12 protein-coding genes are annotated in these 13436 nt (G+C 36.1%); all 12 read left to right on the top strand.

Annotation, left to right across the window (positions count from 1 at the left end; all coding sequences use genetic code 11):
- Positions 1-1182, top strand: a complete 1182-nt coding sequence (locus BP18_RS06915) for a 3-phosphoglycerate dehydrogenase family protein (protein WP_035050517.1) — start codon at positions 1-3, stop codon at positions 1180-1182.
- Between the two features lie 11 nt (positions 1183-1193).
- A complete protein-coding gene (locus tag BP18_RS06910; protein ID WP_007721466.1) occupies positions 1194-2435 on the top strand; it encodes a DUF1015 domain-containing protein in 1242 nt (413 codons plus the stop codon).
- 107 nt (positions 2436-2542) lie between these two features.
- A complete protein-coding gene (gene secG, locus BP18_RS06905) occupies positions 2543-2779 on the top strand; it encodes a preprotein translocase subunit SecG (protein WP_007721464.1) in 237 nt (78 codons plus the stop codon).
- Between the two features lie 187 nt (positions 2780-2966).
- On the top strand, positions 2967-3719 hold the full coding sequence (locus BP18_RS06900; protein WP_029278454.1) for an alpha/beta hydrolase: 753 nt from the start codon (positions 2967-2969) through the stop codon (positions 3717-3719).
- Positions 3720-3722: 3 nt separating this feature from the next.
- Positions 3723-6074 (top strand): ribonuclease R, encoded by a 2352-nt coding sequence (rnr, locus tag BP18_RS06895; protein ID WP_007721460.1) that lies wholly within the window; start codon positions 3723-3725, stop codon positions 6072-6074.
- Between the two features lie 32 nt (positions 6075-6106).
- The gene (gene smpB, locus BP18_RS06890; protein WP_007721458.1) at positions 6107-6565 is read left to right on the top strand and encodes an SsrA-binding protein SmpB; all 459 of its coding nucleotides are present in this window, start codon (positions 6107-6109) and stop codon (positions 6563-6565) included.
- Positions 6566-6676: 111 nt separating this feature from the next.
- On the top strand, positions 6677-7150 hold the full coding sequence (locus BP18_RS06885) for a glutathione peroxidase (protein ID WP_029278456.1): 474 nt from the start codon (positions 6677-6679) through the stop codon (positions 7148-7150).
- 174 nt (positions 7151-7324) lie between these two features.
- Positions 7325-9319 carry a fructose-bisphosphatase class III gene (locus BP18_RS06880; protein ID WP_029278458.1) on the top strand — a complete coding sequence of 665 codons (1995 nt, stop codon included), beginning with the start codon at positions 7325-7327 and terminating at the stop codon, positions 9317-9319.
- Between the two features lie 127 nt (positions 9320-9446).
- A complete protein-coding gene (locus BP18_RS06875; protein WP_035050515.1) occupies positions 9447-10127 on the top strand; it encodes a histidine phosphatase family protein in 681 nt (226 codons plus the stop codon).
- Positions 10128-10161: 34 nt separating this feature from the next.
- Positions 10162-10944 (top strand): Cof-type HAD-IIB family hydrolase, encoded by a 783-nt coding sequence (locus tag BP18_RS06870; protein ID WP_029277707.1) that lies wholly within the window; start codon positions 10162-10164, stop codon positions 10942-10944.
- Between the two features lie 198 nt (positions 10945-11142).
- Positions 11143-12180, top strand: a complete 1038-nt coding sequence (argC, locus tag BP18_RS06865; protein WP_029277708.1) for an N-acetyl-gamma-glutamyl-phosphate reductase — start codon at positions 11143-11145, stop codon at positions 12178-12180.
- 19 nt (positions 12181-12199) lie between these two features.
- Positions 12200-13435: a bifunctional glutamate N-acetyltransferase/amino-acid acetyltransferase ArgJ gene (gene argJ / locus BP18_RS06860; RefSeq protein WP_007721446.1), complete on the top strand. Its 1236-nt coding sequence runs from the start codon at positions 12200-12202 to the stop codon at positions 13433-13435.
- Position 13436 lies beyond the last annotated feature (1 nt).

The raw sequence follows: 13436 nt of genomic DNA, 5'->3' as shown, positions 1-13436 counted from the left end.
ATGTATGCAATCAAAACGTATAATGCAATAGCCGATGAAGGATTAAAAAAATTTGAACCTGAACATTACCAGTTAAATAAAACGGAAAACCCAGATGGAATCGTACTAAGAAGTCAAAATTTGCACGGTATGGTGTTTCCTAGCGATCTAAAAGCCATCGCACGTGCGGGTGCAGGAACGAATAGTATTCCCGTAAATGAATGTTCTGAAAAAGGGGTAGTTGTTTTTAACACCCCGGGAGCTAATGCAAATGCAGTGAAAGAATTGATCTTAGCTAGTCTACTATTAGCGGTTCGCCCAATTATTGAAGGTGTGGAGTGGGTGAAAACGCTCAAAGGCCCAGATGTAGATAAAAAAGTAGAAGCAGAAAAAAACCGCTTTGTCGGGAGCGAATTGGCTGGAAAACAGTTAGGGGTTATAGGATTAGGGTCAATTGGCGCGATGGTCGCAAATGATGCTTACCGTTTGGGAATGGAAGTGGTAGGGTATGATCCGTATGTGTCAGTTGATACTGCATGGAGTATTTCTAGCCGGGTCAAGCGAGTGTTAACTATTGAAGAAGTGTTAAAAACATCTGATTATATCACGGTTCATGTACCACTGATGGAATCAACCAGAGCAATGATCAGTGCAGATAAATTAGCGTTAGTAAAAAGAGAAGCTGTTTTATTGAACTTTGCACGTGGAGAACTGGTTGACTTAGATGCAGTCATTGCTGCACTTGAAAAAGGTCAGTTGAAAAGTTATTTGACCGATTTTGCTGACGAACGCCTAATTGAATTGGACAATGCTGTTGTCTTACCGCATTTAGGGGCATCAACAGCAGAAGCCGAAATCAATTGTGCTAAAATGGCTTCAAAAACATTGAAATATTTTTTAGAGACCGGTAATATTGTTCATTCAGTTAATTTTCCAACTGTAGAAATGGCTCTTAATTCGCCGCTTCGTTTAGCAGTCATCAATCGTAATGTCACGAATATGGTCGCACAGATGTCAATTGGTTTAGCTGAATACAGCGTGAATATCGTGAACATTATGAATAAAAGTCGCGGAGACTATGCGTATACGTTGATTGATATTGAGTTTATTCCCGCTGAAAAATTAGCACTGATCGTTAAAAGAATCCAAGATGTCGAAGGGATTTTAAGTGTTCGAGTGATCAAAAATGATAATGGTAAATAGGAGGAGAAAATATGGTTAAGATTAAACCGTTTAAAGCTATTCGACCAGCACGAGAGTATGTAAAAGATATTGCTTCTCTTCCTTATGATGTGCTAAATACAGCTGAAGCTCGTGAACTGGGCATTCAAAATGAAAAATCTTTTTTACACATTGATAAATCAGAAATTGATTTGGCAAAAGAAAATTCTCCTTATGCGGAAGAAGTGTATCAAAAAGCTGCCAGTAACTTAAAAGATTTTTTGAAAAAAGATTGGCTAGTGCAAGATGATGAAGAACAGTTCTATCTCTATCAACTGACAATGAATGGACGTTCACAGATGGGATTAGTTGTTTGTGCATCTATCAAAGATTACCAAGAGAAAACAATTAAAAAACATGAATTTACGCGTGAAGAAAAAGAAGTGGATCGGATTCGACATGTTGATGCGGCTGATGCAAATACAAGTCCAATTTTTTTAACGTACCGCGATCAAGAGTCAATCGATACGTTAATTGAACAATGGGTGACCGAAAACGATCCTATTTATGATTTTTCGAGTTTTCATGCTGTAGAACACAAGGTATGGATCATTGATCAAAAGGCAGTTATAGCGCAATTGAAAAATTTATTTGAAAAAAATGTAGCTGAATTATATATTGCTGATGGACACCACCGAACAGAGTCAGCTGTGAAAGTAGCATTAAAAAGAAAAGAAAGTCATCCAGATGCACCGGAAGATGCAGAATTTAATTATTTTCTAGCCGTTCTTTTTCCAGCATCACAATTAGCCATTTTAGATTATAATCGAGTAGTCAATGGAGTAATCGAAGAAAATTTTCTAGAGCAATTAGCTGAAAAATTTGAAGTCGAAAAAGTGTTGGGCAGCTACAAACCTGAACAAGCAAAAACAATTGGAATGTACTTGAAAGGTGCATGGTATAAATTAACTGTCAAGCCAGCCTTTATTTCAAATCACCCTGTAAAAGGGTTAGATGTTTCGCTTTTACAAGAGCATGTATTGACGCCATTGTTTGATATAAAAGATATCCGAACAGATAAACGAATTGATTTTATTGGTGGAATTAGAGGATTGCAAGCGTTGAGTGATGCGGTAGATGAAGGATCATTTACAGTAGCTTTTTCCATGTATCCCACAGAAATCGCTGAACTGATACGAGTGGCAGACAGTGGAGAAGTATTGCCGCCAAAATCGACTTGGTTCGAACCGAAATTGTTAAGTGGATTATTTATTCATGACCTTGAAAGTAAATGATCGTATAAGAAAGAGCAAGCCAAGAACTTCATTTATTTTCTAGTAATGTAGGATTCTTTATGTTAAAATTAGGGGTAGAAGAAACGGCAGACAGGAGGGCATTGAAATTGTACGATACACTTTTAATTGCTGAACTAATTATTTCAGTTTTACTTGTTATTGTGGTGGCTATGCAACCAACAAAGACAAACAATGCTGCTAGTGCATTTACTGGCGGAGCTGAACAATTATTTGGAAAACAAAAGGCACGCGGGTTTGAGGCTGTATTGCAACGTGCTACAGTAGTACTTGGAACATTATTCTTTGCGTTGGCACTGGCTCTTGCTTATATAGCAATTAATTAACAAACTTAGTGAAGCTACCTGAATCTTCAGGTGGCTTTTTTTTCTAAAAAAATTCATTCTTTTGCTGAAGTGAAGTTGAGTGTAAGACTTTTCTTAATGATAATAGTGTTACAGTATGAAAAAAAAGGATTTTACAGTAAAATAGTAGAATGAAGACTTAAAGGAAACGAGAAGAAGGAGAATAAGAATGGCAATAAAATCATTTTTTTTTGAAAATGGGCCTCAAGCAGTCGTCTTGATGCACGCTTACTCCAGCACTCCTAATGATATGCGCATGTTGGGAAGAGCGTTAGAGAAAGAAAATTACACGGTTTATGCGCCTTTATTCAGAGGACATGGGACAACTGAGCCAGAAGATATTTTAGCTGCATCACCAATGGATTGGGTAGAGGATGCAAAAGAAGCGATTCAGTTCTTGCGCGAAAAAGGTTATCAAGAGATAGCAATCTTCGGATTATCTTTAGGCGGTGTCATTGCTACAAAAATACTGTTAGATAAAGAACCAGTCTTAGCGGGGGGCACATTCTGTTCACCAATGATAGATTTTCATAAAGGAAGCAATGTAAGAGAAGAGTTTTTAACATTTGTGCGGACAATGAAAAAGAAAGCTGGTTATTCTGAGATAGAAATTAACAATCTTATGCCAGAAGTAGTGCGAAAATTAGACAGTCAGTTAAATGAAATAAGTGCATTGACGCAATCAATGGAAACTCACTATAGTGAAATTAACCAACCTTTTTTTATTGCACAAGCTGGTCAAGATGAAATGATTGATCCGCAAGTAGCGATCGCGTTCAAAGAAAGATTAACACAAGCTGCAGTAGTTGACTTTCACTGGTATGAAAACAGTAAACATGCGGTAACGGTTGGAGTAGATAGAAAAGCCTTGCAAGAAGATGTGAGCAATTTTTTAAAACAGTTAGATTGGAATGGAGGATAAAAAATGAGCGATAAAAAAAAGTTACAAGAAGCGATTTTAGTTTTTATGACTGAACATAAAAATGTTTCGTTTCAAGTTAGTGATATCAGTGAGGGAATGGGCATGACAAGTGCAGCCGACTTCAAAACGTTAGTTAGTTCATTGGCTGAAATGGAGCGAGAAGGTAAATTATTTTTAAGTAGAAAAGGTCATTTTAAATTGCCAAGTAATGATCCGGTATTAACAGGGGTTTTTAGAGCCAGTGACCGAGGGTTTGGATTTGTTGCAATTGAAGATGAAGAAAAAGATATTTATATTCCACCTAATATGACCAATTATGCATTAGATGGTGACAAAGTAACGGTGGATATTATTAAACCTGCTGAACCTTGGTCAGATAAAGGTGCTGAAGGAAAAATTAAAGCTATTGTTGAACGCAACTTTACTCAATTAGTCGGAGAGTTCTATGCTTATAGTGAAGAAGGAATTGAAGAAACCGGATTATATGGGTATATCGATCCTCAAGATAAAAAAATTACAGATATTCGTGTGTTCATTGAAGCAGAAGGAATTAAACCCGTTGATGGTTCGATTGTTGTCGTAGAGATAACCTTGTATCCAGATGATGAATTTCCAAGAAGTATGCAAGGAATCGTCAAAAAAGTTGTAGGGCATATAAATGATCCTGGAATTGATATTTTGACAATCGTGTATAAACACGGTATTCCCACTGAGTTTTCAAAAGAAGCTTTGCAACAAGCAGATGCTGTTCCTGAAAAAATCAAAGAAACTGACTTTGAAGGGCGCCGTGACTTAAGAGATGAAGTTCTAGTAACGATCGATGGAGCAGATGCGAAAGATTTAGACGATGCTGTAGGCTTGAAATTATTGGATAATGGAAATTATCAATTAGGAGTTCACATAGCAGATGTATCGTATTATGTAACAGAAGATAGTCCTTTAGATAAAGATGCATTTGAAAGAGGAACCAGTGTTTACTTAACGGATCGAGTTATCCCGATGATTCCACAACGTTTATCCAATGGTATCTGTTCGTTGAACCCACATGTAGATCGCTTAACGATGAGCTGTGTGATGGAAATGTCACCGGATGGAGAAATTGTCGGACATGACATTTTCCAAAGTGTGATCCGAACAACTGAACGTATGACGTACACTGAAGTCAATGAAATAGTAACAGATAAAAATCAAGAAACACGTGAAAAATACAGTAGCTTAGTGGGTATGTTTGAATTAATGGAAACATTGCATCATACACTTGAGAAAAAACGTAAGTCTCGCGGGGCAATTGATTTTGATACAAAAGAAGCAAAAATTATTGTCGATTCTGTAGGAAAACCGTTAGATATTGAGTTGAGAGAACGTGGTGTAGGTGAACGCATGATTGAATCATTCATGTTGTCAGCTAATGAAACAGTCTCTGAACATTTTTCTCGGATGGAAGTTCCTTTAATTTATCGTATTCATGAGCAACCAGATAGCGATCGAATGCAAAAATTCATGGAATTTGTTACAGCTTTTGGTATCACAGTTAAAGGTACTAGCAAGGATGTTTCACCTAAGACATTGCAAACCGTTATCAATAGTGTAAAAGGAAAACCAGAAGAGCAAGTCGTTTCAACGATGATGTTAAGAAGTATGAAACAAGCCAAGTATGATGTGGAACCATTAGGTCACTTTGGCTTAGGCGCAGAATTCTATTCACACTTTACGTCGCCGATTCGCCGTTACCCTGACTTGATTTTACATCGTCTGATTCGTTCTTATGGCGAAGAAGGAACAGGGTCTGCTCAAAAAACAAAATGGGCAAATCGTTTACCAGAAATTGCAGAAGAAACGTCAAAAGCAGAACGTCGTGCGGTTGATGCAGAAAGAGAAACAGATGCATTGAAGAAAACAGAATTTATGGTGGATAAAGTTGGCCAAACGTTTGAAGGAATTATTGGTTCGGTCTTGAAATTCGGTTTATTCGTAGAATTACCGAACACAGTTGAGGGACTAATCCACATTTCAAATATGAAAGATGATTACTTTAACTACATCGAAGAACAAATGATGCTTGTTGGAGAACGAACTGGTGTGGTTTATCGCATTGGACAAAAAGTGAAAGTGAAAATTACAAAAGCTGATCCCGAAACACGTGAGATTGATTTTGAACTTGTTCCTGATCCAGATGCACCTAAGTATGATGGACCTAAACGTTCAACACAAGGCAGAGGTCGTGGCAACAGCCAACGTCGAGGAAAAGAAAGTTCATCTACCTATAAACCTAAACAAGAGGGAAGCAGTAAAAAGAAAAGCAAACCTTTTTATAAAGATGTAGCGAAGGCTAAAAAACCTAAAAAGAAAAATTAATTTAGAGCGAATGAGTCAGGAGGCGATTATTGATGCCAAAAGGTACAGGTAAAGTACTTGCTCAAAATAGAAAAGCAAGTTATGATTTTTCAATATTAGATACAGTAGAAGCTGGGATAGTATTGCAAGGAACAGAAATCAAGTCTATTAGAGCAGGTCGAATCAATTTAAAAGATGGTTACGCTAAAATTCAAAATGGTGAGATTTTTTTGCATAATGTTCATATCAGTCCTTATGAACAAGGAAATCAATTTAATCATGATCCATTAAGAACAAGAAAATTGTTGATGCATAAAAAACAAATTGTGCGCTTATTGGGAGAAACGAAATCTAGCGGAAATACATTGATTCCCTTAAAAGTTTATTTAAAAGATGGCTATGCAAAAGTATTAATCGGTTTAGCAAAAGGGAAGAAAAAATACGATAAACGAGAAGATTTAAAACGAAAAGATCAAAAACGTGAACTGGATCGAGCGTTAAGATCAAGATAAGCAGAAGTTGCGTTATCAAAGTCATTCCTTTTGACTTTGATAAAGTAAGTGATGTAAAGTAAGGACAAGAAGAAGTATCTAAAAATATAGTATGTGAAAGAAGGACTAACAATGTCTGTTTACGATTATACGGTCAAGGAAATTAGTGGAGATGAAGTTTCGCTTTCAAAATACAAAGGAAAAATTTTGGTAATTGTGAATACAGCAACCGAATGTGGTCTGGCCCCTCAATTAGAAGGTTTAGAAAAATTGTATCAAACGTATAAAGATCAAGGACTAGTTGTATTAGGGTTTCCTTCAAATCAGTTTATGAATCAAGAACCTCGTGAAGGTGAAGAAATTGCCAGCTTTTGTCAAAAGAATTTTGGTGTTTCTTTCCAACTTCATGAAAAAATACTGTTAAATGGTAAAAATGCAGATCCACTTTATCAATATTTAACATCAGAAACAGGAAATAAGAAAATTAAGTGGAACTTCACGAAATTTTTAATTGGTCGAGATGGCGAAATCATTAAACGATTTGGCTCAACAACCAAACCTGAAAAGATGGAAACCGATATTGCTGAAGCAGTAACAACTAGCTAATAGTATCAAAAAGGTCTCAGACAAACAGTCTTGAGCCTTTTTTATTAGCTGTATTTTGTGCCATAGCGACGCTCTTTAAAAATATGAGAACTATTTTAGTTTGTACAACAAAAAAATAAAACATAAGAAACATGGTATAATGATTTGGTATAGATTATAAAGGGGTGAGAAAACATGGACTTGACTAAAAAGTATTTAAGTTTATTAGCTAAAGAGTACCCGACTATAGGGGCGACAACTACTGAAATTATTAACTTAGAGGCTATCATGAATCTGCCTAAAGGTACGGAACATTTTGTTAGTGATGTTCATGGAGAATATGAATCTTTTCAACATGTGCTAAGAAATGGATCAGGTAATATAAAAGAAAAGATTAAAGAGATTTTTTATAATCGTTTAAGTCAAAAAGAAATGAATAGCCTAGCGACATTGATTTATTATCCTGAAAATAAAATTCGATTAGTTCGCAATGAGTTTGAAAATCAAGAGGAAACAAATGAATGGTATAGTATTACGTTATCTAGATTAATCGAATTATGCGTATTTGTCGCTTCAAAATATACCCGCTCAAAAGTTCGAAAAGCTTTGCCCAATGAATTTGCTTATATTATTGAAGAACTGCTATCAAAAGACGGAGAGGGCTACACAAATAAAGAAGATTACTATAGTGAAATTATTGATAATATCATTGCGTTGGATAGAGGTGCAGAGTTTATTGCGGCTATTTCTTATCTGATTCAACGTTTGGTTGTCGATCAATTACATGTGGTGGGGGATATTTATGATAGAGGCCCTTATCCCGACAAAATTATTGATACACTGATGGAACATCATTCGGTTGATGTCCAATGGGGAAACCATGATATTTTATGGATGGGTGCAGCCAGTGGTTCAGCTGTATGTATTGCAAATGTGCTGCGTATCAGTGCTCGTTATGATAATTTGGAAATTATAGAAGATGCTTATGGCATTTCATTACGTCAGTTGCTTACATTTGCAGAAATGACTTATCCAGAAGATTTAGAAAGCTGTTTTTATCCTAAAGTGGACCCAGATAAAAAAGATTATTTTGAAGATGAAATACGTCAAATCACTAAAATGCATCAAGCTATTTCAGTTATCCAATTTAAACTTGAGGGAGAGATCATTAAAAGGCATCCTGATTTTCAATTAGACCATCGCTTAGTTTTAAATGGGATTGATTATGAAAAGGGAACAATATTAATTAAAGGGATAGAGTACCCGTTATTGAATACGAATTTTCCAACTATTGACCCAGCTGACCCCTACAAATTAACAGCAGAGGAAGAAATGGTCGTTGAAAAATTGGTTTCAGCTTTCAAAAACTGTGAACGTCTGCAGAAACACATTTCTTATTTATATAGCAAAGGCAGTATGTATTTAACGTATAATGACAATCTATTGTTTCACGGCTGTATACCATTGACTGAAACAGGTAGTTTTATGGGAATGGATATTCAAGGAAAACAATATACTGGCAGAAATTTATTGGATAAATTTGAAGAAATACTGCGTAAAGGTTACTTGAACAAAGACCATGAAAATAACGAGAAATATTTGGATTATGTGTGGTACTTATGGACAGGACCCGTTTCTTCGTTATTTGGAAAAGACCAAATGACTACTTTTGAACGTTATTATATTAAAGAGAAAGCTACACATGAAGAAAAGAAAAATGCATATTACAAAATGCGGAATGATGAACAAACGTGTGAAATGATATTAAGTGAGTTTGGTTTAGATCCTCTTAAAGGGCATATTATCAATGGACATACACCAGTAAAAGAAAAACGTGGTGAAGACCCGATAAAAGCAAATGGTCGCATTATTGTGATTGATGGTGGATTCTCAAAAGCTTATCAAGGAACGACGGGATTAGCCGGCTATACTCTGCTATATAACTCTTATGGGATGGTTTTAGTTTCGCATCAACCCTTTACTTCTGTAAATGAGGCGATTGAAAATGAAATAGATATCATGTCTACAAGAAGAGTGATTGACCGAGAGCTAGACCGTAAGAAGGTAAGAGAAACCGATGTAGGTAAAGAATTGACTAAACAAGTCGGTGATTTGAAAATATTGCTAGAAGCCTACCGTAACGGAGATGTTATTGAAAAACCGAGACAAAATTATACTATACTCAAATGAGTTCCAAAGAGGTTAATCAAATGTTTACCTAATCCTAAACGGATATTTATATTATCGTGCATTTTTTTGGTACAATAAGAAGGATAAAAGAATGATTGATTCTATTACTGTACAGGAGGAGATTTTCATGGAAGAAGGTTGCACGTTTTATTTTGTTCGTCATGGACAAACGTATTTTAATCATTATAAAAGAATGCAAGGGTGGTCAAATACCCCTTTGACACCTCAAGGACGTGAAGATGTTCGTAGAAGCGGACGTGGTTTAGCAGATGTTGAATTTGATGCAGCTTATACAAGTGACTTGAGCCGCACAATTGAAACAGCCACTATTATCTTAGAGGAAAATAAAAAAGGTAAAGACCTGACATTAAAATCAATGCCGGAATTTCGCGAAGTTTTCTTTGGTTCATTTGAAGGAAGCGATGTGGATGAAACTTGGGCAAAAGTAAATGAAACAATGGGCTACTCAAGTGTTGCTGAGATGTGGGCTGAAACGTCTATCCCTGAACAAATGAATGCTTTTAAAAAAGCAGATCCTTATCACGATGCAGAAGATTTTTTAACTTTTTGGTTGAGAGTCGAACAAGGTTTGCTTAAATTAATCAATAAACACCGTGATACAGGAGATAAAGTCATGATTGTTGCTCACGGAAATACTATTCGCTATTTATTAAATAATTTAGTTCCAGAACTTGAAAATCCGCAGCCACTATTAAATGCAAGTGTCTCAGCTGTTAAATACTACAATGGAAAATACCATTTAGAAGTATACAATGAAGTGGGTCATTTTAAGGATTCAGAAAATTAATTTAGCTGATAGATTCAAAAAGAGGGAGATTCTTATGGTAGTGCCAAAAGCGTTAGTTTTTTTTGATTTAGATGGAACATTATTAAATAATAAATCTGAAGTAGACCAAGAAGTGATAGTTGCTTTAGAAAAGTTGAAAGAAAATGGCGGAGTTCCATTTATCGCAACAGGAAGAAGTCCAATTGAGATTCAACACGTCTTAGATACAACGCCTATTGAATCGTTTATCACGCTTAATGGTCAATACATTATGTATGAAGGCAAAGAAATTTACCGTAGTCAGATGCCGCAAGAGTTGTTAATTCGTTTAAAAAAAGCAACTGATAAGTTAGGTTTGGCGATATCTTTCTATACGAGCGATAAAATTCGTGTTACTAATACTTCGAAAGAAGTAGAGAGTGCGTACAATTTTATTCATGCTAAAACACCGCCAGTCGATACAGAGATTCACTTAAACGAAGAAGTATTGATGTCGTTGATTCTCACCACAGATACGTCAGTTGATGATCAGCTTAGAGAGGCATTTCCTGAATTATCTTTTTACAGGAATACGCCATACAGCATAGATGTAATCACGAAAGGCAATTCAAAAGCTACAGGTATTCAAGCTTTGGTCAAATTAATGCAGTTTGATAAAATTCCTACGTATGCTTTTGGAGATGGCCCGAATGATTTAGAAATGTTGACTCATGCTGACTATAGTGTCGCTATGGAAAATGGGATAGATGCGTTGAAGAAGGCAGCTGATTATGTCACTTCCAGTCATATCGAAGGTGGAATTGTTGAAGGATTAGAATTTTACGATTTAATTAAATAAATTTTTTAGTTTAATAAGAGTTGTCAGCAATATGCTGATGGCTCTTATTTTTTTAGCTGCTATAAAAATATTATACATTTTATATACATTAAAAACCTAATAAATGTATAAAATAATTAATTTTATCTTTTTAGTTGCATAAATAATATGTTTTGTTATACTGATAATAATTAAAATTACATGAAAGAAGGTTAAGGAATGATGAAAGTGGCTATTATTGGTGCAACGGGATATAGCGCTTTAGAGCTTATCCGTTTGTTAAACCATCATCCGTATGTAACCATTACGGAAATTATTTCGCATTCTCATTATGGGGAGTTGTTAAGCGATTTATATCCTCATCTGAAAAATATTATGGAAAAACCTTTAATTGAATACGATCTTTCTTACCTAGAAAAAGAAGTGGATTTGTTGTTTTTCGCAACTCCAGCGGGTATCAGCAAGGATTTGATTCCGGATGTTCTAAAAACGTCTTTGCAATGTGTTGATTTAAGTGGAGATTTTAGATTGCTAAAAAAAGATTATGAGAAATGGTACAAAAAAACAGCTCCGGCAAGTGAAATACAAGAAAAAGCCACGTTTGGATTAGCTGAAATTTATCCAGAAGAAATAAGAAAAGCGGTCTTTATTTCTAATCCGGGATGTTATTCAACCGCGGCTTTATTGGGACTAATTCCTATTATTAAAACTGGATTGGTCACAAAAAAAGGAATCATTATTGATGCTAAAAGTGGTACTTCAGGGGCAGGACGTACACTCTCGAGTATGACGCATTTTTCAGAAATGGATGAATCACTCATTCCCTATAAGTTTGGTGAGCACCAGCACACACCTGAAATTGAGTATTATCTATCAAAAGAAGTGGGTGAGGAAATAAATGTAACGTTAACGACTCATTTGGTTCCAATGACTAGAGGTCTCTTATGCACCATGTATGTACCGCTAACCCAACCAAAAACAGCAAAAGAAATAGAGAAATTGTATCAAGAATTTTATGAAAAAGATTTATTTGTTCGGCTTCATCCGCTAGGTTCACTACCGCAAACAAAACAAGTTGTTGGAAGCAATTATGTTGCTATTGGTATTCATGTAAATGAACGAACCCAGCAGTTGATTATTGTCACAGCGATAGATAATTTGGTTAAAGGAGCAGCCGGCCAAGCGATTCAGAATATGAACCTAATGAATGGCTGGTCTGTTCAATCAGGATTAGATTACAGCCCAGTATACCCTTAAAAAAGTGAGGAGATAAATAATGTTGACCCATATAAAACAACCCATACAAACAATTCATATAGTAGAGGACGGTCATGTGACCTCGCCAAAAGGTTTTACCGCTGGAGGTGTACATACTGGTTTACGCAAATCAGCGCTTGATTTCGGCTGGATTCATTCTGAGATTCCAGCGACTGCGGCAGGTGTTTATACCCTAAACAGTTTTCAAGCTGCTCCACTTAAACTAACCAAACAACATGTAGATAAAGCCCAAAAAATCCAAACAATAGTGGTGAATTCTGGTAATGCTAATTCTTGTACCGGCGAGGATGGGTTATTAAAAGCTCAAGCAACTGCCGAACTTGTAGCTTATGAAAAGGGCATCGATGAGCATTTAGTAGCGATTGCTTCTACAGGAATCATTGGTGTTCCGTTGCCCTTTGAACCTATCAAGAAAGGTATCCAGTACTTGAATGACCCACTGTGTCAAAAGGTAACAAACTTTGAACGGGCTATTTTAACGACTGATATTGAAACCAAACACATTGCGATTGAACTGGAAATTGATGGGAAGATGATTACCATTGGTGGAGCTGCAAAAGGGTCTGGCATGATTCATCCTAATATGGCGACAATGCTAGGTTTTATTACAACAGATGCTGTTGTTGATAGTGAAAGTTTGGAATACGCGCTGAAATCTACGACTAATCAGACGTTTAATATGATCACAGTTGATGGAGACTCAAGTACGAACGATATGGTCCTTGCTCTGGCAAATGGCACACAAGGAAATAGCGTATTAACTAAAAGTCATCCACAATGGACTAAATTTATGGCAGGTTTTCAATACGTTTGCAAGATACTGGCTAAATCTATTGCACGTGATGGAGAAGGAGCTACCAAATTAATCGAAGTAGAGGTTTTAGGAGCCGAAACACTAGAAGCTGCTCGAGCTATTGCCAAAACAGTCATTTCTTCAAATTTAGTTAAAACTGCGATGTACGGCTCAGATGCCAATTGGGGAAGGATTATATCAGCCATTGGATACAGCAATCAAAAAATTGAACCGGCATGCGTAAAAATTTTAATTGGCGATACAGCAGTTGTTGAAAAAGGAATAGGTATTCCCTTCGATGAAGAAGCGGTCATGCTTACTTTAATAAAAGACGAGGTAAAGTTGTCGATTGATTTACAACAAGGCGTTCAAACAGCAACAGCATGGGGCTGCGATCTGACCTATGATTACATTCGTATTAATTCATCGTATCGGACATGAG

It is taken from the genome of Carnobacterium jeotgali MS3 (genome assembly GCF_000745125.1).
GTDB lineage: Bacteria > Bacillota > Bacilli > Lactobacillales > Carnobacteriaceae > Carnobacterium_B > Carnobacterium_B jeotgali.
The sequence above is the reverse complement of the archived record's forward strand: the minus strand, read 5'-3'. Positions and strand labels throughout refer to the sequence as shown.